Genomic DNA, 22,138 nt, shown 5'->3' with positions numbered 1-22,138 from the left:
CCTTTTGTCTATTTGTCTAGCTCATCGGTTACTGCTGTTCGCGAGCAATCGCACGATAACCGATATCGTTGCGATGGAACATGCCATCCCAGCTGATCTGTTTGGCCAGTGCATAAGCGCGTTGCTGCGCTTCAAAGACACTGTGACCTAAGGCAGTGGCACACAATACGCGGCCACCATTGGTCACCACATGGCCCTCTTTGTCGGTGGTGCCGGCGTGGAACACTTTCTGCCCTTCGACTTCGTCTGTCGGTAGGCCTGAAATGACATCGCCTTTGGCATAATCGCCCGGGTAACCGCCCGCAGCGAGGACGATACCGATAGAAGCGCGCGGGTCCCATTTTGATTCAACTTGGTCGAGTTTCTGCTCGATCGCGGCCAGACAAAGTTCAACCAGATCCGATTGCATGCGCATCATGATTGGCTGCGTTTCTGGATCACCAAAACGGCAGTTGTACTCGATCACCTTGGGTGTGCCATCTTTGTCGATCATCAAACCCGCATAGAGGAAGCCGGTGTATGGGTTGCCTTCCGCGGCCATACCACGCACGGTTGGATAGATCACTTCCTGCATAACCCGGTCATGAATCTCTGGTGTGACCACTGGCGCTGGCGAGTACGCGCCCATACCGCCAGTGTTTGGACCTGTGTCTTGATCGCCGACGCGTTTGTGGTCTTGGCTGGTGGCCATTGGCAGGACGTTTTCGCCATCCACCATGACGATAAAGCTGGCTTCTTCGCCATCAAGGAACTCTTCGATCACCACGCGGCTGCCCGCTTCACCAAAAGCGTTGCCTGCCAGCATGTCTTGAATCGCGTCTTCGGCTTCTTGCAGGCTCATGGCGACAATCACCCCTTTGCCTGCGGCAAGGCCATCGGCTTTCACGACGATTGGTGCGCCTTGTTCACGGACGTAAGCCAGCGCGGGTTCGATTTCCGTAAAGTTGGCGTAGGCAGCGGTAGGGATTTGATGGCGTGCCAAGAAATCCTTGGTAAAGGCTTTTGAACCTTCAAGCTGCGCCGCGGCTTGCGTTGGGCCAAAAATAGGCAGACTTGCTTCACGAAACGCATCAACCACCCCCAGTACCAGTGGTACTTCAGGACCCACGATGGTGAGTTCAATCGCTTTCTCTTGAGCAAACGCGACTAAGCCTTCGATGTCTTCGACAGCGATATTGACGTTTTCTAACTTAGGCTCCAGTGCTGTTCCCGCATTTCCCGGTGCAACAAACACCGTGGTGACATTGGGATTTTGTGCCACTTTCCAGCCCAGCGCATGTTCACGACCACCTGAGCCAATAATCAATACATTCATCTCATCATCCTCAAATCTTGCGAAAAGAGGTGCCTTGGTGGGCACCTCTGATAGAAATTAGTGGCGGAAGTGGCGCATACCCGTGAAGATCATCGCCATGCCGTGTTCGTCAGCGGCAGCAATCACTTCCTCATCACGCATCGAACCACCAGGCTGAATCACACACTTGATGCCAGCTTCGGCCGCGGCATCAATGCCATCGCGGAAGGGGAAGAAAGCGTCTGATGCCATGACGCTGCCAGCCACTTCAAGGCCTTCGTCTGCCGCTTTGATACCGGCAATTTTCGCTGAATACACGCGGCTCATTTGGCCAGCGCCCACACCGATGGTCATGTCACCTTTGGCGTAGACAATCGCGTTTGATTTTACGTACTTGGCGACTTTCCAGCAGAACAGGGCATCTTTCAGCTCTTCTTCTGTGGGTTGGCGTTTTGACACCACTTTAACGTCATCTAGGCTGACCATGCCTTGGTCACGGTCTTGTACCAGCAGGCCGCCGTTAACGCGTTTCACATCAAAGCCCGTGGTCTTGCTTGACCATTCGCCGCACTCAAGCAGACGAACGTTTTTCTTCGCAGCCACCACTTCGATTGCTTGTGCAGAAACGGAAGGAGCAATGATCACTTCAACGAATTGGCGCTCAACGATAGCGCTCGCCGTTTCTGTATCGAGCTCTTGGTTGAAGGCGATGATGCCGCCGAATGCGGAGGTTGGGTCAGTTTGGTAAGCGCGGTTGTACGCTTCAAGGATGTCTTTACCGAGTGCGACGCCGCATGGGTTAGCGTGTTTGACGATCACACAAGCAGGCTCGCTAAACTCTTTCACACACTCAAGGGCCGCGTCGGTGTCGGCGATGTTGTTGTAAGACAGTGCTTTGCCCTGGATTTGGCGAGCCGTCGCCACAGACGCTTCTTCTGGGTTGGCTTCCACGTAAAACGCCGCTGCTTGGTGGCTGTTTTCGCCGTAGCGCATGTCTTGTTTCTTGATGAACTGTTGGTTGAAGGTGCGAGGGAATTTGCTCTCTTCATCGCCTTCCTTGTTCTCTCCGTAAGAAGCAACCATAGTGCCGAAGTAGTTGGCGATCATGCCATCGTAAGCGGCTGTGTGCTCAAAGGCTGCAATCGCGAGGTCGAAGCGGGTTTCGAGCGTCAGAGAGTTGTCGTTGGCGTCCATCTCGGCAATCACGCGATCGTAATCGTGCGCGTTGACCACGATGGTCACATCTTTGTGGTTTTTCGCCGCCGAACGAACCATGGTTGGTCCGCCAATGTCGATATTCTCTACTGCGTCAGCCAGTGTACAGCCTTCTTTCGCGACCGTTTGTGCAAAGGGGTAGAGGTTAACCACGACGATGTCGATTGGCTTGATGCCGTGTTTCGCCATGACGTCATCGTCTTGACCGCGGCGACCAAGGACACCACCGTGAACTTTTGGGTGAAGGGTTTTAACACGACCATCCATCATCTCTGGAAAACCGGTGTAGTCAGAGACTTCGGTGACAGCGATGCCTTTTTCTGCCAGTAAGCGAGCGGTGCCACCGGTCGACAGAATATCAACACCACGTTGTGCCAGTGCTTGTGCAAACTCAACAATACCGGTTTTGTCTGATACGCTAATCAGAGCGCGGCGAATAGGACGAGCGTTGTTCATGCTTCCATTTCCTCAAATTCACGGAGTTAAACTAAAGATATTTGCCAAAAATGAACTTGTTCTTATCGCCAGAGCGAAAAACTCTGCAGATAAAAGATTGGCCAGTTTTGGTAAAGACCTTTGCTGCTGTTTTCATCGAGAAAACAGTCTCCCTCATTTGGTGGCGCGTATTCTAACCAATTTATTACAAAAAAGCTCGCGCAATCGTTTGGCATCTCAAAAATAATTGCAAAAAGCGCCTGCTTAGACGACAAAAGTAACGAGTGAGTTAATAAGGAGAGTTATGTTTCAAATCGGTGAGTTGGCAAAACGGTGCGGCGTGAGTACGGATACGCTGCGTTTTTATGAAAAAAACCAACTGATTTTGCCTGCTGGACGCAGTGAGTCTGGCTATCGTCTCTACAGCGAAGAGAACCAAAAACAGGTCGGTTTTATTCTCAAAGCGAAAGCGCTGGGCTTGAGTTTGGAAGAGATCAAAGAGTTGTTGGAGATCAAGCTCGAAGCGACAGAACACAGCTGCGCTGAGGTGAAAGCGATCACTTCTGCCAAGTTGGCGCTGATCGATGAGAAAATCGCCCAGTTAAGCCAAATTCGTCAGGCGTTGAAGAAAATCAACGATGCCTGTTGTGGTCATACGGATGACGATGCCAGCCACTGCTCGATTTTGGCTGCGTTGGAGTAAGCCGCTCATCAAGGAGCGGCTTTATCTGCTTTTTAGGCACGAAAAGCAGCGACGCTTTGTTGTAGCCGATGGCCACTCGCCATTAACTGCTCGCTGGCCGCGGCAACTTGGTTGGCTTGTGCGGCCGCTTGGTCACTATGCTCGGCGATTTGGCTAAGACTGTCGCTGATTTGGTTGGTGGTGTGGGATTGTTCTACGCTCGATTGAGCGATGTGTCGATTAAGCTCTAGGATGGTGGCGATCTGCTGATCAATTTCATGCAGTGCGGTTTGCGCTTGGCTTGCTTGCAACTGCGTTTCTTGTGATTGGCGCTGCGTCTGTTCCATCGATTTACACACCTCACTGGCCCTTTGCTGCAAATTGGCGATGATCTGCTGGATTTCATCCGTGCTGTGGCTGGTGCGCGTAGCCAAGGTGCGCACTTCGTCGGCAACCACGGCGAAGCCGCGTCCCTGGTCGCCTGCTCGAGCCGCCTCAATGGCCGCGTTGAGCGCGAGCAGATTGGTTTGCTCTGCCACGCCGCGAATCACTTCCAGTACAGCGCCAACTTTTTGCGTTTCATTGGCTAAATCTTGCACGTTTTGCTCAGTTTGTGTCACCGTTGACGATAAGGCGTTCATATAGTCAGATGCTTTGCTAATCACATTACTGCCTTCTTTACCCTTTTGGCTGGCATTTTGCGCGGCCAGCGCCGCTTCTTGCGCCGACTCGGCAACGCCAGTGTTACTGGCCTGCAACTGCTTCATCGCATCAGCGACCGAATCCACAGAGCGCTGCTGCATGGTCGCTTTCTGCAGCGCGTGCTGAGCAACTTGAGTCAGTTCGCTGGCAGAACCCGTCACGTCTTGAGTCACCGGAGTAATGTTGTGTACGATTTGGCGGATCTTGCCAGTAAATTCATTAAACTCTTGGGCTATTTGCGTGAGTTCATCACGTCCTTCAACGGGTAACTGCTTGGTGAGGTCGCCGTCGCCTTTGGCTATCTCGGCCAGCGCCTCTTTGGTCGCGCGGCAAGGCGCGGTGATGCTATTGCCAATCAGCCCCGAGAGCAGCAGCATCAGGGCAAAAGCGATTGCCAGTTTAAACAGCGATGATTGCGCCCGCTGCCAGATGAGCGCCTGCACATCGTCAATGTATACCCCTGTGCCAATAATCCAGCCCCACGGTTTAAACTCACTGACATAAGAGAGCTTTTCCACATCCACCTCAGAGCCCGGCTTTGGCCACATGTAGTAGACAAAGCCTGCACCGGATTGTTTGACCACTGATACCATCTCAACAAATAGCGCCTTGCCCGTCGGGTCCTTGAAGGTGCTGAGATCTTGGCCATCTAATTGAGGCTTGATTGGATGCATCACCATGGCTGGTTTTTCGTTATTAATCCAAAAATAATCAGATTTCTCATAACGCAACGCACTGATGGCTTGTTTGGCTTGGGTCTGCGCTTCGCTGCGAGAAAGTACACCTGCGCTTTCCAACTGCTGAAAATGGGCCAGCACGCTGGTGGCAGATTCGACCAGATGACGGGTCTTGACCTGTTTAGCTTCGAGTAAATCGCCTTGATAGTCATAAAGCAACGCTCCAAAAGGGATTAAAAGTAGCGTTGAAATAACCAAAGTCAGCAAGTAAAGCCGCTGCTTGATGTTTAATATACGCAAGCCGAAACTGACCATAGCGATCACTCCTTGATGGTGGATATTTTTATAATTTGATTTTTATTCACTTTAGAATGTAACAAAGTGATAACGGCTTCGTATATGCGACTAAAGGAGAGATTTGACCCAAGTGAGAAATTACTGCGCAACGGTATGAGTTGTTGCAGATAAATGTGCTTTGACGCGAGGAAAAAAGACGAAGGCGAACGTTCACGGGGTTAATAGGAGAGCTGGCTGCGCAACCAGTGCTGATAATCCAACTCAAAGTTTGGCTCGGCATCAAGAAGAAATTGCAGCATCTCATTGCCTTCGAGAATATCGCAAGGGTCTTGCATTTCTTGCTGCATAATTTTTGAAAGTAATCGTTGCCCGTGCTCATCGGCGAAGAAAAAGTAAATCAGCAGCCAACTGCTACCATATAAGCGCGAATTTTCCCGCTGCGCGTCGCGATACCAGTAGGTCTCCTGATTGAATAGCTCAGGCAAGCCAAGCGGCGTGAAACGCAGTCTGTTTTTACCGTCAATCCACTTTTTTGACTCGGCGTTGATTTGACCGGATTCTGTTTGCCAAAAGCCGGCGAAGAATTCAGCTAAACCTTCATCCAGCCAACCGGGCAAATAGCCCAGCGTGCGGTGATTGACAGCATGGACGATTTCGTGGATTGAGGTATTGATGGCCTGTTGCGCATTGCGGTAATAGAACACTATCTTGCCATCGTACAAGCTATAACTGCCTAAGGCCTCATGGCTTCGATCTTGGCTTTGTACAAACTGTTGATAAGATTGAAGGTCGCTAAATAAGTAGAGGTCGACTTCAACGGCCTTTAGAGACGCTTTACCTAAAAGTAATTGGTAGTAATGCTGAATTGATCTCAGGCGCGGTTTGAGCTGATGAACGAAATCCTCTGGCAATTCGTCGGCGTGAAGGTTGAGATAAAACATGCCGTAATGCAGCGTTTGCTCGCTCTTTTGGAAACTTGCCTGAGTCGGCTTAGTGCAATCTATCCTATTTTTACGACGTGGAGTGGCTTTTGTCTCTGTTTGAGATGCCAGCTCGGAAGATCGCCGGGAAGTGGAGACGGGATCGGAAGAGGTTGGGTCAGTCTCTTGAAAGTAAGAGTCGCCATGAGTTGGGGCAAAGAAAATGTACAGTAAAATCGCGAGCACAACCGATAACATTACATTTCTCACCCACATCTCTCGACTCCCTGCTTGATTCACTCCAGAACTTCGCTATCGAGTGATAAATTGGCTTGGGAATCAATGTACAAAGTGTTCAATCATTAAGCAATGGTTACTGTAAAGCGATTTCAAAATGGAAAGAGTGGGATTTTGAGACGTTGCTTTGGACAGTGCCAAAAGAGCACAGTAAAACAGATGAAAAAATTATCCGTCCCATTCCTGATGATCTGGTACCTTGGTTGCTTCAACTAAAAGCAGACAGTGACTAAAGAAGCGTGGACATTGCATGATATTCGTCGAACGCGCGCGACGCGCCTTAATGAGCTTGGCGTTGCGCCTTATGTTGTCGAGCAACTTTTAGGGCACAGCTTGGGGGGGGCGTAATGGCGATTTATAACCGTAGCCAGTACTTACCTGAAAAAAGGGAAGCGCTCACAATGTGGCTCGAACATTTAGACATTATGACGAACAAAACAAATAATGTGACGTTGATGATTTCCAGTAAAAGAACCGCGTGAGTTTGATGAGCGACCAACCACCTTACACCATTACCAATCAGATTCTTTCGCTGGTGGCGCAAATCAGCGAATGCTTGGGGCGTTTATCTGTTAATCCTTCTTTATCTATGAAAATCAGCAAGCCTATTATGATGCGATTAATCGCAGTACGCTGAAAGCCGATTCAGAGCCGTTCATTTCCTTTATGTTGCAGATGATCTTGAACGCTTTGCAAGAAACAGAAGCGACCACCCCTCAAGTTACCCCTCAAGTTAAACAACTGCTAGAAGGGGAAATGCTCAGAGAAGAAATTCAAGCGATGTTGGGGCTGAAAGATAGAAAATCCTTTCGTGATCGCTACTTAAAACCTGCACTTGAGGCTGGCTTAATCGAAATGACCCTCCCAGATAAACCCACCAGCAAGGTGCAGCGTTATAGGAAGAGGAGCGTTTGAGGTTAATGGCTACCAGTCATATTGGTAGCCATTTTCTTTGTCCGGCAAAAGAGCGTTGCTCTATTAGCTGAAAGGGTCTGTTAGTTCGGTGGAAAATTGTAGACCGGTTAAACCATTTACTTCACATAGAGACTTAAAGATGTCGTTGCAATAAAGGTTGCTCGCTCCTTCTAACTGAGACTTAAAAATCACTTTGTCTTTAATGTCGTCATCATCGAATACAAGCACTTCTAATCCATCGGGGCTACCATATGAGATTTTTTCTACGCATTTTTGGCGGTCTTCTTTCCCAAAAGTTAACTCTGTGAAGAGGTCCACTTCTACCATCTTCAGAAAGTAAATCGTCGGCATCCATGTTGCCGCGCAAAGTGTTAGCGATGTTCCAAAGCTGCTTTTTTAGCTCTTGTTGATGTAGTTCGACCATAGTACTTCATAACCTAATAAATATGCGCGCGATTGTAGCAAACAAGCGCAAACACACAGATCGAAATGTAAACTTAGTCGTAGCTTTGGTGACGAACTTCGATTTTTAGCGAGGAGCTAGGCATGATGTCAAACTGGGCTGCAAAAAGAGTGAGAGGGATGCAATGTTGATGCTACTACAGGGTTATTGGCTTGGGGCTGCGCTGGTGGCGTGCGGCTTGCTGTGGGTGATGGTCAGGCACTTGGATAAGCATGATTGGCAGTGGGACAAAGGCGACATCTGGTTTCATTTTGTGTTTATGGTTTTGATCTGGCCTTTAATGCTTTTGGGTTGGGTGAAACAGGGCAGGCCTCATTGGGCTGATTGGCTGAGGCCAAAGGCTAATCGTGCCGATTATTATCGAGAAATCGAACGTGCCTATCGGGAACTGAAAACTTGTGGCGCTTATGTTAGCTATAAGCCAGTACCTGAGGGGAGCGCGAATGAGAGCTATGGTGAGTTCATTTTTCCCAGCGCTTTGCTTGAGAAGCAGTTGATTGAGCGGCTGCGTCAATCGCCTCACCTACAAGGCAATGATGAGGGGAAAATATTGGCTTGGGTGCAAAGGCGTGATGAGTCGCTGCAAGAGCCTGTCGATGTGCCACCAATGTGGTCGAGGTTTTCTTACTTGGCGGATGATTTAATTGCAAACAATATTGGCCTTGTATGCTGCTCTGTCTGTCATCAAGAAATGGAAACGGGTCAGCTACAAGAAAAATCGGTCAACCTTTGTGGGCATGTAGAGAGGCAGTATCTCTGCCCCAATGGTCATGTTCAGCTCGCGTTTGAATCGATGAGGCTGATTTACTAGAGTCGCTAATTTTGCGTTTTTCAGCATTTTTGCTTGAACAACATTGAGGTTTGTTAACACCGACTCTAAACGCTAGTTCTTTAAAAGCCTGTCAGTGAGATTTGGGCGATGAAGGGGAAGCTAGGCAAATGCTCGGGGTACATGTGGGGGTACATATAACAAAAAAGTCGCTCTCTACAAAAGAAAAGCGACTTTAAATTCAAATGGTTAACTAATGGGTATTAGTTCATGCCGTATTTTTTCAGTTTCTTGCGAAGAGTACCGCGGTTGATGCCCATCATGGTTGCTGCGCGCGTTTGGTTGCCGCGAGTGTACTGCATAATGGTATCTAGTAATGGCTGTTCAACTTCAGCGAGAACTAGTTCGTATAGTTCAGTCACTTCCTGACCGTTTAATTGAGCCAAGTAGTTTTTAAGAGACGCTTTAACAGAATCACGGAGTGGCTTTTGCGTGATTTGATCTTGTGATGTTACGGTAGTTACGGTTAAAGCTTCTGAAGTCAGATTTTGTTCGAACATATTCGGTCTAGCTCTTCTCTTAATTATGATGCAACGTCATAGCCTTCATATTTGTAGCTGCAGCGTCGTTGACGGCGCTAACTCACCCTAATAGGGCTGAGTTATCTTGTCGCCTAGCTGCCACTCCAACTATTTAGGCTAAATCAAAGTAACCTTCTAACGCCTCAAGCTGCAGATCGGCAGCGTCGATGGTGTTGAAGGTACGGCGAAACTCACTCGCTTGTTCATGCTCTTTTAGGTACCAACCTACGTGCTTACGCGCGATACGCGGACCTAAATACTCGCCATAAAAATCATGCAGAGCGTTCACATGACCAAGCAGGATGCTTTTTACTTCCGCAATAGGAAGCTCTGGCATCGTGGTGCCGTTTTCCAAATAGTGTTGGATTTCCTGGAAAATCCACGGTCGACCCTGGGCAGGGCGGCCGATCATGAGAGCGTCAGCGCCGGTGTACTCCAGCACATGCTTTGCCTTCTCCGGACTATCGATATCACCGTTAGCGATAACCGGAATTGAGATGGCTTGCTTGACGGCTCTAATGCTGTCGTATTCGGCCTCACCTTTGTACATACAGGCTTTGGTTCTGCCATGCAGAGCAAGCGCTTGTATGCCGCAGTCTTCGGCTAATTTAGCGATTTGAATACAGTTTTTATTTTCTGTATCCCAGCCAGTGCGGGTTTTTAAAGTGACTGGCACTTTTACTGCGTTCACTACCGTTTTCAATATCTGTTCGATAATGTCTGGGTAGTTTAGCAGGGCAGAACCCGCGAGCTTTTTATTCACTTTTTTTGCTGGGCATCCCATGTTGATGTCGATGATTTGAGCACCGTTTTCAACGCTGAATTGCGCAGCATCTGCCATGAGCTGTGGATCACTTCCAGCAATCTGTACTGAGCGAATGCCCGATTCGCCTTCATGCACCATGCGATTTTGTGATTTAGCGGTTTTCCACAAAGCGGGGTTGGAGGACATCATTTCACTGACGGCCATTCCCGCTCCGTATCGCAAACACAACTCGCGAAAGGGTCTGTCGGTGACACCCGCCATGGGGGCGACGATCAGATTGTTCTTAAGTTGGTGGTTTCCGATTTTCAAAACGTCTTCACAGCTTCATACCAGCAAGGGCGCGCATTTTACGCATTTTTTTTCTGCGTGAAAAGACTAATATTTGAGCATTGAGTAATTGTTTTTGTAATTTGTATAAAATTCAAACAATTATCCCTGAAAGTCTTATCTAGCCTAGCTTGCGACCCGAGATGCGACACCATTCGCTCTGCTCAACAATCGGATCAATGTGAAACGCGTCACGATAGTGATTCGCCACATCTTCTGCTTGTGTGTCCAAAACGCCGGACATCGCCAACAGTCCATTTGGCTTGACCAGCCCTGTGATGATCGACGAAAGTTCACGCAGCGGCGCGGCTAAAATGTTGGCCACCACCACATCGGCCAGCAGACCTTCTGGTTGATCTTGTGGCAGATAAACCTCAAGTTGTTCTGCCACGCCATTGCGCTGAGCGTTATCTTTTGAGGCGAGTAGTGCTTGAGGATCAATGTCGATGCCGATGACTTTTTCTGCGCCGAGTTTGATCGCGGCGATCGCGAGGATGCCTGAACCACAGCCAAAGTCGATTACTGTCTTGCCGCTTAGATCGAGGCTTTCTAGCCACTGCAGGCACAACGCGGTGGTTGGGTGAGTCCCCGTACCAAAGGCGAGGCCCGGATCGAGCATCACGTTGACTGCGCTTGGATCAGGAATGTCGCGCCAGCTTGGGCAGATCCACAGACGCTCACCAAACTTCATGGGGTGGAAGTTGTCCATCCACTCGCGTTCCCAATCTTTGTCTTCAAGCTGCTCCACTTTGTAGGCAAAGCCGTCGACCAGCATCTTGCTGGCTCTAATCTGCGACATGATGAGCTGAGTGTCCGCTTCGGCATCGTACAGCGCTAGGACGTCTGTATCACCCCATAGGCGAGTTTCACCGGGCAGAGGCTCGAATACCGGCGTATCGTGAGCATCCAAGAAGGTTACGGACAGCGCGCCAGTTTCTTCCATAAGCATGTCGCCGATTTGCTCAGCGTTTTCATTGGTCGCATTGAGTTTGATTTGAATCCAAGGCATGAGTGGGTACTCTCGATGTATAAATTTGGCGCAGAGTTTAGCAGACTTTGCGATGAAACGAAAAATGCCCACCGAGGTGGGCATCATCATTCGAGTGCTGACTTAGTGCTGAAGTCCGAGCTTCTTCTCAAGGTAGTGGATGTTTGCCCCACCATGTTGGAAGTTTTCGTCGTTCATGATGCTCACTTGCAGCGAAATATTGGTCTTGATGCCTTCAATGATCATTTCACCGAGAGCATTGCGCATGCGTGCAATCGCTACATCGCGGTTCTCACCGTAAGTGATGAGTTTGCCGATCATCGAGTCGTAGTGCGGTGGCACTGTGTAACCCGTGTAGATGTGCGATTCCCAACGAACGCCCATGCCGCCTGGCGAGTGGAAACGCTCGATCTTGCCTGGTGACGGCAGGAAGCGCTCAGGATCTTCGGCGTTGATACGACACTCAATCGCATGGCCACGGATCTTGATGTCGTTCTGTGTGAACGACAGCGGTTGGCCAGCGGCAACACGTAGCTGCTCTTTGATGAGATCAACACCGGTGACCATTTCTGTCACTGGGTGTTCTACCTGAATACGAGTGTTCATTTCGATGAAGTAGAACTCGCCGTTTTCGTACAGGAACTCGAAAGTACCTGCGCCACGATAGCCGATTTCGAGACACGCACGGGTACAACGTTCACCGATGTACTTACGCATTTCTTCTGTGATGCCCGGCGCTGGTGCTTCTTCCACCACTTTTTGGTGACGACGCTGCATAGAGCAATCACGTTCACCGAGGTGAATCGCGCCGCCTTGACCATCGGCAATCACTTGCACTTCAACGTGGCGTGGGTTTTCTAGGAATTTCTCCATGTAAACTATGTCGTTGTTGAAGGCGGCTTTGGCTTCAGCACGTGTCATTGCGATCGCTTGAACCAGATCTGCTTCTTTGCGAACTACACGCATACCACGACCGCCGCCACCACCAGAGGCTTTGATAATCACGGGATAACCGATGCGTTTGGCGTGTGCTTTGTTTTTCACTTCGTCGTTGTCGAGTGGGCCGTCAGAGCCGGGTACACAAGGAACGCCCGCTTTTTTCATCGCGGTGATCGCCGAGACTTTGTCACCCATGATGCGGATAGTCTCCGCTTTCGGACCAACAAAAATAAAGCCGCTGCGTTCTACTTGTTCAGCAAAATCGGCGTTTTCTGACAGGAAACCGTAACCCGGATGGATGGCAACCGCGCCAGTCACTTCCGCCGCGGAAATAATACGCGGAATGTTCAGGTAGCTGTCGATGCCTTTCGCAGGGCCGATACAGACGGTTTCGTCAGCCAGTAGCACGTGTTTGAGATCGCGATCGGCGGTGGAGTGCACGGCAACGGTTTTGATGCCGAGCTCTTTACATGCGCGAAGAATACGAAGGGCGATTTCACCTCGGTTCGCGATGACTACTTTATCTAACATAGCGAACTCCGCTTATTCGATAACAACGAGTGGCTGGTCGAATTCTACTGGCTGGCCATCTTCAACAAGGATAGCGGTAACGACACCAGATTTATCCGCTTCGATTTGGTTCATCATCTTCATCGCTTCAACGATGCATAGCGTGTCACCCGCTTTTACGCTTTGGCCCACTTCGATGAATGCTTTAGAATCTGGACTTGGTGAACGGTAGAAGGTGCCTACCATTGGAGAAAGCACTTTGTGACCTGCGCTTACCGCTGGTGCTGCAGCTGGCGTCGCTTCAGCAACGGGTGCTGCGGCCACTGGCGCAGGTGCCATTGCCGGCGCGGCTGCGTAGTGGATAGGTGCAGGCGCGGCCATCATTTGACCATGACGGCTGATGCGTACTGATTCTTCACCTTCAGAGATCTCTAGCTCAGAAATGCCAGATTCTTCAACCAGTTCGATCAGTTTTTTGATTTTACGAATATCCATCTTATCTTTCTCTTTTATCTTGTGAGTAAGACAGCCGCCAAGGGCTGCAGAGTGTTTGGGTTACTTTGCCCGCAGCTTAGCAATCGCTGCCGACAGAGCAAATTCATAACCTTGTGCGCCTAAACCGCAGATCACGCCAACCGCTTTGTCCGACAAATAGGAGTGATGACGGAAGGGCTCACGGGCATGCACGTTAGACAGGTGCACTTCAATATAAGGAATCGCGACGCCGAGTAGGGCGTCTCTTAGTGCGACACTGGTATGGGTCAATGCGGCCGGATTAATGATGATGAAGTCCACCTTGCCGTGTGCGGCGTGAATGGCTTCGATCAGTTCGTACTCACGATTCGATTGCAGATGTTCAAGCTCAATATCGGCTTGTTTTGCCAATGTCATCAAGTTTTCGACGATCTGCGATAGTGTCTGCGCACCGTAGTGGGCAGGCTCGCGTAAACCAAGTAGGTTAAGATTTGGGCCGTTTAAGACCAGAATTCGTAACTTTGCTGACATGTTGGCGCTATCTTTCTTTATCGTGAGTGAAACCCGCATATTCCCAAAAACAGGAGAAATCGGCACGGTTTTTCTGTCAAATCTGTGCCAATTTTTCAAGATTGCCCAAGATTATAGCTAATTCATAGCAATTAGCAGCAAATTACTGGTCTAATCTCCCGAGTTGAGCTTGGATTTCTGTAACCGGGTTAACAAAAAATCGCCGCTGAAACGCGGTATGTCGTGTGGTTCGGCGCGGTTCTGTGCTAATGCCGATGAAGTGGCGGAAAAATAATCACTTGGCCGCGGGAGGTAACCGCCTAGATGAGCGCCGAGGGAGAAGGGCGCTCATGGATTGGCAAAGCTTGGATTGACAGACTCTTGGATTGGGAGAATAGAGGCGTTAAACGTGTAGCGTGCAAAGCAGTTGCTGCGCCATTTTACTCAGCAGGGTTCTTTCTGGTTTGGTATGAGCAAAAGTGCGCAGGCCATAAATACCCATCACCAGATAGTCGGCGAGAAAATCGCAGTCGGCATCGGCGCTGATCTCCCCGTTTTGCTGCGCTTGACACAGTTGTGCGAGCAGGCCGAGTTTCCAAGCGTTGAGGGTATCGCGAATGATTTGCTCCACTTCATCGTCTTGTTTGGACAACTCACTCAGTGCTTTTTGCAGCAGGCAATCTTTGATCTCCTCACTGGCACACTCTTCAACCACCATGGCAAAGTAGCTTTGCAGTCCGTCCATGACGTTGGAGTGAGCGGCAAAAATCGCATGGAACTCTTGCGCTCGCTCCTCGGCATAATGCGCCAAGGCAGCCAGCAATAAACCGCGTTTATTTTCAAACGCACAATAGATGGACCCCGGATGCAGGCCAGTGGCTTTTTTCAAATCTTGCATACTGGTCTTATTGAATCCTTTCGACATAAATTCATACATCGCGGATCGCAACACCTGTTCTCGGTCAAATTCAGCTACGCGCACACACATTCTCTCACTCGGGGTTTAGCCGCATTCTACGCGCAAAATCGTAACCTGACAAAAATTCTTGAACGATCGTTCAAAATATATCTTGAATGATTGTTCAAAAATGATCTAGCATAGCGACATTCACTCGACAGCAGGATCGCCCGATGACGGATTTACTCTTCAAACCTTATGTTTTAAATGAACACCTTACCCTGAATAACCGCATTGTGATGGCGCCACTGACGCGCTGTATGGCGGGAGAGGGGCTTGTACCAACGGATGAAATGGCCGCTTACTATGCTCGCCGCGCCGAAGCTGGGTTGATCATTTCGGAAGCGACGATCATTCGCCCGGATGGTCAGGGTTACCCCAATACTCCGGGGCTGTTCAGCGATGCGCAAGTTGCTGGCTGGAAGAAAGTGACTGAGGCCGTGCATGCGCGTGGCGGTAAGATTTTTGCTCAGCTTTGGCATACCGGCCGTGTGGCGCACCCTGCCTTTTTTGCCGGTGAGTATGTGCTCGCACCATCGGCGGTGGCGTACGAAGGAACGGTGCCGCGTCGTCGCGATCTAACGTACACCCTGCCTAAAGCCGCGAGTAAAGAAGAGATTGAGCAGTTGGTTGAGGATTACGCCAGTGCCGCTGAAAACGCGATCGTGGCGGGTTTTGATGGGGGGGAAATCCACGGCGCGAATGGCTACCTGCTCGATCAGTTCCTGCACTATGACACCAACTTGCGTGATGATGAGTTTGGCCAGACGCCCGAAAATATGGCGCGTTTTCCTCTGGCGGTGATTGACGCCATTATTGAGCGCATTGGCGGGCATCGCACTGGTCTGCGTTTGTCACCGGGTGCCTACGCACACATCAAACCGGATGCGCGTGACCGAGCCGTGTTTGACTATTTGTTGGCCGAGCTGGAAACGCGTGAGTTGGCGTACCTGCATGAAGGGATGTTTGACGACAGCGTTGAGTTTGAACACCTAGGCGGCAAGGTATCGGAGTATATGCGTCAGCGCTACTCAAAAACCTTGATGGCGGCGGGTGGTTTCAGCGCGCAGTCCGGTGCGTCAGCAATTGAGCAAGGGCTATTTGAACTGCTGGCGATTGGTCGCCCGTTCATTGCTAACCCAGATTACGTGGCACGAGTACGCAGCGGCGAGACGCTAAAAGCGTATGATGAAAGTATGCTGGCGGAGCTGGTCTAGCAATCCCGTGTAAAGTAATCCCGTGCTCCTAAAACAGCCAAAATGCAAAGGCGTGCTTCATTGAAGCACGCCTTTGTGGTTAGCGCAGGTCTCTTATTGTGGCAGCGTTATATTCGCTGCTCAGAATTAGGCCAGCTCGGCTTTCTCGGCGATCAGCTTGTCGACCACACTTGGATCGGCCAGTGTTGAGGTATCGCCCAAGTTACTGGTGTCACCGGTGGCGATCTTACGCAGAATGCGGCGCATGATTTTGCCTGAGCGCGTTTTCGGTAGCGCATCGGTCCAATGCAGCACATCTGGCGTGGCAATCGGGCCGATCTCTTTACGTACCCAATCTTTCACCTCTTTGTGTAGCTCAGCCGATGGGTATTCCCCAGCGTTGAGCGTCACGTAGGCGTAAATCGCCTGACCCTTGATGTCGTGCGGAATGCCGACGATCGCTGCTTCAGCAATCTTAGGATGCGCCACCAGTGCCGATTCAATTTCTGCTGTGCCCATACGGTGGCCAGAGACGTTCAATACGTCATCCACACGGCCTGTGATCCAGTAGTAGCCATCTTCGTCGCGACGCGCGCCGTCACCAGTGAAATACATGCCACGGAAGGTAGAGAAATAGGTCTGCTCAAAGCGTTCGTGGTCACCATACACAGTGCGCATCTGACCGGGCCAAGAGTCGAGGATAACGAGGTTACCTTCCGCCGCTTGCTCTTCAATCACGTTGCCGATGTTGTCGACCAGTGCAGGCTGTACGCCGAAGAATGGGCGCGTCGCTGAACCCGGTTTCAGGTCCGTTGCGCCAGGAAGTGGCGTGATCAAAATGCCGCCGGTTTCGGTTTGCCACCAAGTGTCGACAATCGGCGATTTTTCATTGCCGATGGTTTTGTAGTACCACTCCCACGCTTCTGGGTTAATCGGTTCGCCCACCGAACCCATAATGCGCAAGCTGCTACGCTCTGTTCCTTCAACCGCTTCATTGCCTTTGGCCATCAGCGCGCGAATTGCCGTTGGCGCAGTATAAAGAATGTTGACTTGGTGCTTGTCGACCACTTCGCTCATGCGGCTGGTTTTCGGGTAGTTTGGTACGCCTTCAAACAGAATAGTTTTCGCCCCGTTGGACAGTGGGCCGTAAACCAGATAGGTGTGTCCGGTGATCCAGCCCACGTCAGCGGTACACCAGAACACCTCGCCGGGCTGATAGTCAAAGACATATTTAAAGGTCATGGTCGCGTACACCAAGTAGCCACCTGTGGTGTGCAGTACGCCTTTTGGTTTGCCAGTTGAACCTGAAGTGTAAAGGATGAAGAGCGGATCTTCGGCTTTCATCTCTTCTGGTGGGCAAACATCAGAGACTTTTGCGGTGGCTTCGTGCCACCAAACATCGCGGTGCTCATGCCAATCAATGTTGCCACCAGTGCGTTTTAACACCATCACTTTGCTGATGGTGTTCACTTCAGGGTTGGTCAGCGCTTCATCAACGTTCTTTTTCAGGGGCACGGCGCGGCCGCCGCGTACGCCCTCATCAGCGGTAATCACCACCTTGGCATCGGAGTCGATAATACGGCCCGCCAGCGCTTCAGGTGAGAAGCCGCCAAAGACGATGGTATGCACGGCGCCGATACGGGTACACGCCAGCATCGCCACCGCCGCTTCCGGCACCATCGGCATGTAGAGACACACCACGTCACCTTTGCGCACGCCTTGCTCTTTCAGCGCGTTGGAAAAGCGACACACTTCTTGGTGCAGTTGCTTGTAAGTCAGTGTTTTGTCTTCGGCTGGGTTGTCACCTTCCCAGATAATCGCTACCTCATCACCGCGCTTGGCCAGATGGCGGTCAATACAGTTAGCGGAAACGTTCAGTGTGCCATCTTCAAACCAGCGAATATCAACGTGGCCCGTGTCAAAAGAGGTCTGTTTGACCTTGGTAAAAGGCTTGATCCAATCAACGATTTTGCCGTGTTCGCTCCAGAAGCCCTCTGGATCGCTGACAGATTGTTGGTACATCGCAAGATAGGTCTCATTATCCGCGTGGGTGTGAGTTTTAATGTTCTCTTTAACCGGATAAATGTGGGCTTCACTCATTGTTTCTCTCCTTGTGCCTTCAACTTTCGTGAACAGGGCTACTTGTGATTGAGTGTGCAACTGAACGCGAACGGAAATCCGTGGTGTCTTTCGATTTGCCTATAACTGTTAATCACTGCGACGATTTCGACAATTAGACTTTAGGATAAAAGCGTATTTTGCTTATAAATGAGTAAATTAAGAATGTATGCGTTGCATCAAACTTACGGGGAGAGGTAAGAGGAAGAGAAGCTGGGCAGATCGCCATGGGTTAAACGCACAAAGATCAACGCCGCCGCAAAGGCATCTTGCAGCGCGTCATGCTTGTCTTGAAGCGGCAGATCCAGATGCTTGCAGATCGCATCCAAACTGAGGTCAAAGTAGCCATTGGGCAGCTGTTTTTCCAGTTTGTCATGGTAGATCTGGCTAACTTCAACCAACGGATTAGGCAGTGGGAAACCTAAGTGACGCTGACAGGCGAGGTCTAAGATCTTCTTATCATATCGGATGTGGTAACCGACTAAAGGGCGGTTGCCGATAAAGTCGAGTAGCCGCGTGATGGCTTCGCATTCGCTAATGCCATCGACCAGATCCTGATGGCGAATTTTGTGGATTTTCACTGAACCCGAGTCGAGCGATTGCGGCGCGCGCAGCCGTACTTCAAACGGCTGACTGGTGAGAATACGGTTGTCGATAATGCGCGTCGCGGCAATGGTGACCAGCTCAGCGCGCTTCGGGTCTAAGCTGGTGGTCTCGCAATCCAGAGAGACAAACTCACGGCTGTCGGGCGCGCAAAACAGCGACTGATAGGGCGAGCCTGTCAGTTTGTAGTGCCAGTATTTGCGTTGCAACCAGTTCATGCGCGCTTCCTAAGACGTTTGGCGTAGCGCCTCACGTGGTTAATCTTTGATTTGATAGTGATAACCCAGCCACTGCTTAAACTTTTTCACCACGTGCAAACTGTGGCGCAGCAAGTCACGCTCGGTGCGATCGAGCAGTTTCAAACTGATTTTGTTGTTGCTGTGTTGCTCGGACAACTGCTGAGCAAGACGCAATTTAAAAAACAGCTTCAATGCTTCGCTGAGGTTATCGGCGGTGGTTTGCTCAAGCACTTTGCGTTTGACCAAGGCGTCAATGCGGTCGAAGGTGTTGTTTTCGCTCAAGGCGTATTCCAGCGTTAGAGCGCGAATGCCGTGCACAATCGGGAAAATGCCGCCTTGCTTGATGTCGAGCCCTGATTTATCGGCTTTAACATTGCCAAATAGCGTCAGCGGCACGGAAAAGCTCAGAGCGGGGCGGGTGAATTCGGTGAGGATCAGCTCTTGATCTGCCATCAATTGACACAAGTGCGCTTTCACTGGCGCCAGTAGGCTCTTATTGCCGGCAACGGCGTGGGCATCGGCCATGATCGCGATGTCCATGACTTGCTCCGGTTTGGCGGCTTTTACCCAGTCCGCCAAGGTTTTTTTCCAGTGTGTTTGGCTGCGCACCCATTTCGGGTTATTGACCATGACATTGCCCGGGCAAAGTGGGTAGCCAAGCTGTTGCAAAGTATGAGTGAGCTGCTGCATCACTTCGCCGCACAACTGCCATTCCAGACCGTCTTTGATGATGAGCGCGTTATCTTGGTCGGTCTTGAGGATTTGCTCACCTCGACCTTCAGAGCCGAGCACGATCAGACAGCAGTGGTCGTGTAGCGCCGGAGGCACGACTAGCTCAAACGCTTTCTCAATAATTTGTTCGTTGACCGCCGATATCAGCTCCATGATAAAGCGCGTGCGAATGCCGTTTTTCAGCAAGCTTTCGACCAATTGGCGCTGTTTGTTCGACGCCAGCGCTAACTCTTCCACGCTGGACGCACGGGCGATGCTTAAGGTCAGCACGTGAGAATGAGTGGAGAAGGCGCTGAGGATCTGCGTCATGTCGAGCATACCAACCGCTTGGTGACCGTCGCACACCATCAGGCGTTTCATGCGGTTGCGCGTCATGGTGATCATGGCGTTAAACAGAAAATCGCCATTATCCACATGGCAAACCGGGAAGGTGGCAATCTCGCCTACCGGAGTATCGAGCGGTTTGTCTTCCAGCATCACCGAATGGAGCATGTTGGTGCGGGTGACGATGGCATACGGGTGGGCGGAAGGCTGTTGGCGACAGCGAGGGTCATCGTCATGCAGTTTGACCAGCGCGGCGTCGATGCCGTTTTCCTTCAAGGTTTTGGTGACCTGATTGATCGGCATCTCGGGCGGAAGAATCATCGCCGGGTGGTAAATCGCCTTGTCGACTTTGGTGAGAATAAACTCGGCCAAGTTTTGTTGCTGCTGCGCCGCTTCAATCAACTCTTGCCGTTTGGCGAGGTTGTTGTCGAAGTAGGCCGCGAACTGACCATTTTCATTATAAAGTTCCAGAAACAGCGCTTTGGGCAGCAGATAGGAGAGGGTATCTTCCAGCGCGACGTAGTGGTGGCGCACAGTCGCTTCAAACAGGGCGCGGACGTCAAACATATCGTCGTTGGCGTAGTGGGCGAACACTTCCTGATGATCAGCGGAGCGCTCTTCGACTGCACCTTTGATGAGAATGTGCAGAGAATCGCTCGGCTGCCCGGCAGGCAGAACAATGTCGCGGGTTCGATAGTAGGCGACGTCCAGTGACGAGCGCAGCAGGGCTTGCTGTCCTTCACTCAGGCGGTCAAACGGTGGAGATTGCATATTAAATTTATCAGGCATGGGGCACTCTATCGTCACGCGGCATAGAGTAAGTCTGACAAATTTACACTGACTCTCCAGACGACTTTGGTCTAATCCTTTGGTGCGATCGGGGAAACGGTGGGTTGCTGATAATTCCCTTTTTCTCTTGTGCATACCCAGTCATAATGCAGCGCACTCAGTTCTTTAACTGCTATTGTTCAGGATTATCACTATGTTTACCCCATCCCCTTATGGCTGGATTTCTCAATATTTCCTCGGCTTCTTTTTTGCTTACGGTGTTTATCTGCCATTTTGGTCGTTGTGGTTTAAGGAGCAGGGCGTCTCTTCCACCGATATCGGCTTGCTGGTGGGGATTGGTTTAGCAACGCGTTGTGTGGCGAATATGGTGATCACGCCGCGCGTGCATCGCGCCGAACACATCATGCCAGCGTTACGCTGGCTCAGTTTCGCCGCGCTAATTTTTGTCGCGTTTCACTTTTTTACTGGCGGTGATTTCTGGTTGATGGCGCTGGCGACCGTGTTATTCAACCTCTGTTGTGGCCCGGCGGTACCGCTCTCTGATGCGCTCGCCAACTACTACGCCCGCTTAAAAATGCTTGATTACGGCCGCACGCGCTTGTGGGGATCCATCGCGTTTATTGCGGGCTCGACCGTGGTGGGGTATTTGATTGCACTCTACGGCAGCGACATGATCCTTTACACCGCGTTGGCTGGGGTGTTTGTTTCGTTGCTATTTAGCTTGCGCAAACCGACGCTGATGCCAGTAACAAGCCAAGAGCATCACACCCAGCGGCCGAAGTTAACTGAGTTACTCACCGACAAACCCGTCGTGACCTTTTTGCTATTGGCGGCGCTCATCCAAGGGAGCCACGCGGCTTACTACAGCTTTAGTGCCATTTACTGGAAACAGGCTGGCCATTCCGAAGAGATCATCGGCTATCTGTGGAGCTTAGGGGTGGTGGCCGAAGTGGCGGTGTTTGCTTTGAGTAAGCGCCTGTTTGCGGGTTGGTCATTACGTGCGCTGTTTGTCACCGCATCGATTGGCGTCATGCTGCGCTGGGGGATCACTGCCTCCACCACCTTGCTGCTTGGTCTGGTTTTCGTTCAATTACTGCACGGCGTGACGTTTGCTATGACACACATTGCGGCCATTCAATACATTCAACACTCGCCAGAGCACAAAATGGTCGCGCTGCAAGCGCTCTACAATGCCCTGCCGTTAGGCGCTTTTATCGCGGCCATGACGGCGTTAAGTGGCTGGGGCTTTGAGCAGTGGGGCGCGAATGTGTTCTGGGTGATGGCGGCCATGGGCTTTATCGCGCTGTTTGTTAAAGTGACGCCTGTCAGCGAAGAGCCGCATGTGATTGATCTGGCGAAAGCCGAGCCGAAAGCACAGAATTAGTGCGAAGAGATTGAGTTGATCTCTCATCCTTAGT

21 protein-coding genes and 1 pseudogene are annotated in these 22,138 nt (G+C 50.8%); 7 read left to right on the top strand and 15 right to left on the bottom strand.

The annotated features are described in order from the left end of the window. Positions 1-28: 28 nt before the first annotated feature. Complete coding sequence (gene purD, locus UF06_RS04255) at positions 29-1,315, bottom strand: phosphoribosylamine--glycine ligase (protein WP_045569326.1); 1,287 nt, start codon at positions 1,313-1,315, stop codon at positions 29-31. Between the two features lie 57 nt (positions 1,316-1,372). Beyond that, a complete protein-coding gene (gene purH / locus UF06_RS04250) occupies positions 1,373-2,965 on the bottom strand; it encodes a bifunctional phosphoribosylaminoimidazolecarboxamide formyltransferase/IMP cyclohydrolase (RefSeq protein WP_045569325.1) in 1,593 nt (530 codons plus the stop codon). On the opposite strand from purH, the gene UF06_RS26750 reads away from it, so the two are divergent. Both UF06_RS26750 and zntR read left to right on the top strand, forming a co-directional pair. Then, positions 2,964-3,191 (top strand): hypothetical protein, encoded by a 228-nt coding sequence (locus UF06_RS26750; RefSeq protein WP_171816696.1) that lies wholly within the window; start codon positions 2,964-2,966, stop codon positions 3,189-3,191. The genes purH and UF06_RS26750 overlap by 2 nt on opposite strands. Positions 3,192-3,248: 57 nt before the next feature. Continuing rightward, positions 3,249-3,647, top strand: coding sequence for a Zn(2+)-responsive transcriptional regulator (gene zntR, locus UF06_RS04240; RefSeq protein ID WP_045569324.1), 399 nt, complete (start codon positions 3,249-3,251; stop codon positions 3,645-3,647). Between the two features lie 32 nt (positions 3,648-3,679). Here the strand turns inward: zntR and UF06_RS04235 are convergent, their stop codons facing one another. Together UF06_RS04235 and UF06_RS04230 are read right to left on the bottom strand one after the other, a co-directional pair. Beyond that, complete coding sequence (locus UF06_RS04235; protein ID WP_045569323.1) at positions 3,680-5,320, bottom strand: methyl-accepting chemotaxis protein; 1,641 nt, start codon at positions 5,318-5,320, stop codon at positions 3,680-3,682. A 200-nt stretch (positions 5,321-5,520) separates the two neighbouring features. Next, a complete protein-coding gene (locus UF06_RS04230) occupies positions 5,521-6,498 on the bottom strand; it encodes a hypothetical protein (RefSeq protein WP_045569322.1) in 978 nt (325 codons plus the stop codon). A 56-nt stretch (positions 6,499-6,554) separates the two neighbouring features. On the opposite strand from UF06_RS04230, the gene UF06_RS27425 reads away from it, so the two are divergent. Together UF06_RS27425 and UF06_RS04220 are read left to right on the top strand one after the other, a co-directional pair. Beyond that, a complete protein-coding gene (locus UF06_RS27425; RefSeq protein WP_226971234.1) occupies positions 6,555-6,752 on the top strand; it encodes a hypothetical protein in 198 nt (65 codons plus the stop codon). Positions 6,753-7,101: 349 nt separating this feature from the next. Further along, positions 7,102-7,434, top strand: a pseudogene (locus UF06_RS04220) (Fic family protein); the annotation flags it as partial. A 63-nt stretch (positions 7,435-7,497) separates the two neighbouring features. Here UF06_RS04220 and UF06_RS04215 read toward each other — a convergent pair. Beyond that, positions 7,498-7,785, bottom strand: a complete 288-nt coding sequence (locus UF06_RS04215; protein WP_052702517.1) for a hypothetical protein — start codon at positions 7,783-7,785, stop codon at positions 7,498-7,500. Positions 7,786-8,021: 236 nt separating this feature from the next. Here UF06_RS04215 and UF06_RS04210 point away from each other — a divergent pair, with 236 nt between their 5' ends. After that, on the top strand, positions 8,022-8,708 hold the full coding sequence (locus UF06_RS04210; RefSeq protein ID WP_045569321.1) for a hypothetical protein: 687 nt from the start codon (positions 8,022-8,024) through the stop codon (positions 8,706-8,708). 221 nt (positions 8,709-8,929) lie between these two features. Here UF06_RS04210 and fis read toward each other — a convergent pair whose 3' ends face one another. From fis to UF06_RS04175, 7 genes are all read right to left on the bottom strand, one after another. Further along, positions 8,930-9,226 carry a DNA-binding transcriptional regulator Fis gene (gene fis / locus UF06_RS04205; RefSeq protein ID WP_000462885.1) on the bottom strand — a complete coding sequence of 99 codons (297 nt, stop codon included), beginning with the start codon at positions 9,224-9,226 and terminating at the stop codon, positions 8,930-8,932. A 133-nt stretch (positions 9,227-9,359) separates the two neighbouring features. Continuing rightward, complete coding sequence (gene dusB / locus UF06_RS04200; RefSeq protein WP_045569320.1) at positions 9,360-10,322, bottom strand: tRNA dihydrouridine synthase DusB; 963 nt, start codon at positions 10,320-10,322, stop codon at positions 9,360-9,362. 139 nt (positions 10,323-10,461) lie between these two features. Continuing rightward, the gene (gene prmA, locus UF06_RS04195) at positions 10,462-11,349 is read right to left on the bottom strand and encodes a 50S ribosomal protein L11 methyltransferase (protein WP_045569343.1); all 888 of its coding nucleotides are present in this window, start codon (positions 11,347-11,349) and stop codon (positions 10,462-10,464) included. A gap of 102 nt (positions 11,350-11,451) precedes the next feature. Then, on the bottom strand, positions 11,452-12,798 hold the full coding sequence (accC, locus tag UF06_RS04190) for an acetyl-CoA carboxylase biotin carboxylase subunit (protein WP_045569319.1): 1,347 nt from the start codon (positions 12,796-12,798) through the stop codon (positions 11,452-11,454). Between the two features lie 12 nt (positions 12,799-12,810). Continuing rightward, entirely contained in the window at positions 12,811-13,272 is a 462-nt protein-coding gene (accB, locus tag UF06_RS04185; protein WP_045569318.1) for an acetyl-CoA carboxylase biotin carboxyl carrier protein, read from the bottom strand. A gap of 60 nt (positions 13,273-13,332) precedes the next feature. After that, a complete protein-coding gene (aroQ, locus tag UF06_RS04180) occupies positions 13,333-13,782 on the bottom strand; it encodes a type II 3-dehydroquinate dehydratase (RefSeq protein WP_045569317.1) in 450 nt (149 codons plus the stop codon). 382 nt (positions 13,783-14,164) lie between these two features. Then, positions 14,165-14,743: a TetR/AcrR family transcriptional regulator gene (locus UF06_RS04175; protein ID WP_171816695.1), complete on the bottom strand. Its 579-nt coding sequence runs from the start codon at positions 14,741-14,743 to the stop codon at positions 14,165-14,167. Between the two features lie 149 nt (positions 14,744-14,892). Between UF06_RS04175 and UF06_RS04170 the strand changes: the two genes are divergently transcribed. After that, complete coding sequence (locus UF06_RS04170) at positions 14,893-15,936, top strand: alkene reductase (RefSeq protein WP_045569316.1); 1,044 nt, start codon at positions 14,893-14,895, stop codon at positions 15,934-15,936. Positions 15,937-16,062: 126 nt separating this feature from the next. Here the strand turns inward: UF06_RS04170 and acs are convergent, their stop codons facing one another. From acs to UF06_RS04155, 3 genes are all read right to left on the bottom strand, one after another. Beyond that, positions 16,063-18,015: an acetate--CoA ligase gene (gene acs, locus UF06_RS04165; RefSeq protein WP_045569315.1), complete on the bottom strand. Its 1,953-nt coding sequence runs from the start codon at positions 18,013-18,015 to the stop codon at positions 16,063-16,065. A gap of 203 nt (positions 18,016-18,218) precedes the next feature. Further along, entirely contained in the window at positions 18,219-18,854 is a 636-nt protein-coding gene (locus tag UF06_RS04160) for a 3'-5' exonuclease (protein ID WP_045569314.1), read from the bottom strand. A gap of 39 nt (positions 18,855-18,893) precedes the next feature. Then, entirely contained in the window at positions 18,894-20,720 is a 1,827-nt protein-coding gene (locus UF06_RS04155; RefSeq protein WP_045569313.1) for a DUF294 nucleotidyltransferase-like domain-containing protein, read from the bottom strand. A 193-nt stretch (positions 20,721-20,913) separates the two neighbouring features. Between UF06_RS04155 and UF06_RS04150 the strand changes: the two genes are divergently transcribed. Beyond that, positions 20,914-22,104 (top strand): 3-phenylpropionate MFS transporter, encoded by a 1,191-nt coding sequence (locus UF06_RS04150; RefSeq protein ID WP_045569312.1) that lies wholly within the window; start codon positions 20,914-20,916, stop codon positions 22,102-22,104. Positions 22,105-22,138: the final 34 nt, after the last annotated feature.

Origin of the sequence: Vibrio sp. S234-5 (genome assembly GCF_000960595.1) — a bacterium.
GTDB lineage: Bacteria > Pseudomonadota > Gammaproteobacteria > Enterobacterales > Vibrionaceae > Vibrio.
This window is presented reverse-complemented; position numbering and strand designations above follow the sequence as displayed.

Coding starts and splice junctions, on each gene's coding strand:
- fis (WP_000462885.1), bottom strand. CDS start 9,226: ATGTTCGAACAAAATCTGACTTCAGAAGCTTTAACCGTAACTACCGTA.
- purD (WP_045569326.1), bottom strand. CDS start 1,315: ATGAATGTATTGATTATTGGCTCAGGTGGTCGTGAACATGCGCTGGGC.
- accC (WP_045569319.1), bottom strand. CDS start 12,798: ATGTTAGATAAAGTAGTCATCGCGAACCGAGGTGAAATCGCCCTTCGT.
- UF06_RS04230 (WP_045569322.1), bottom strand. CDS start 6,498: ATGTGGGTGAGAAATGTAATGTTATCGGTTGTGCTCGCGATTTTACTG.
- UF06_RS04155 (WP_045569313.1), bottom strand. CDS start 20,720: ATGCCTGATAAATTTAATATGCAATCTCCACCGTTTGACCGCCTGAGT.
- accB (WP_045569318.1), bottom strand. CDS start 13,272: ATGGATATTCGTAAAATCAAAAAACTGATCGAACTGGTTGAAGAATCT.
- UF06_RS04210 (WP_045569321.1), top strand. CDS start 8,022: ATGTTGATGCTACTACAGGGTTATTGGCTTGGGGCTGCGCTGGTGGCG.
- UF06_RS04215 (WP_052702517.1), bottom strand. CDS start 7,785: ATGCCGACGATTTACTTTCTGAAGATGGTAGAAGTGGACCTCTTCACA.
- prmA (WP_045569343.1), bottom strand. CDS start 11,349: ATGCCTTGGATTCAAATCAAACTCAATGCGACCAATGAAAACGCTGAG.
- aroQ (WP_045569317.1), bottom strand. CDS start 13,782: ATGTCAGCAAAGTTACGAATTCTGGTCTTAAACGGCCCAAATCTTAAC.
- UF06_RS04150 (WP_045569312.1), top strand. CDS start 20,914: ATGTTTACCCCATCCCCTTATGGCTGGATTTCTCAATATTTCCTCGGC.
- UF06_RS26750 (WP_171816696.1), top strand. CDS start 2,964: ATGCTTCCATTTCCTCAAATTCACGGAGTTAAACTAAAGATATTTGCC.
- zntR (WP_045569324.1), top strand. CDS start 3,249: ATGTTTCAAATCGGTGAGTTGGCAAAACGGTGCGGCGTGAGTACGGAT.
- UF06_RS04160 (WP_045569314.1), bottom strand. CDS start 18,854: ATGAACTGGTTGCAACGCAAATACTGGCACTACAAACTGACAGGCTCG.
- UF06_RS04235 (WP_045569323.1), bottom strand. CDS start 5,320: ATGGTCAGTTTCGGCTTGCGTATATTAAACATCAAGCAGCGGCTTTAC.
- purH (WP_045569325.1), bottom strand. CDS start 2,965: ATGAACAACGCTCGTCCTATTCGCCGCGCTCTGATTAGCGTATCAGAC.
- acs (WP_045569315.1), bottom strand. CDS start 18,015: ATGAGTGAAGCCCACATTTATCCGGTTAAAGAGAACATTAAAACTCAC.
- UF06_RS04170 (WP_045569316.1), top strand. CDS start 14,893: ATGACGGATTTACTCTTCAAACCTTATGTTTTAAATGAACACCTTACC.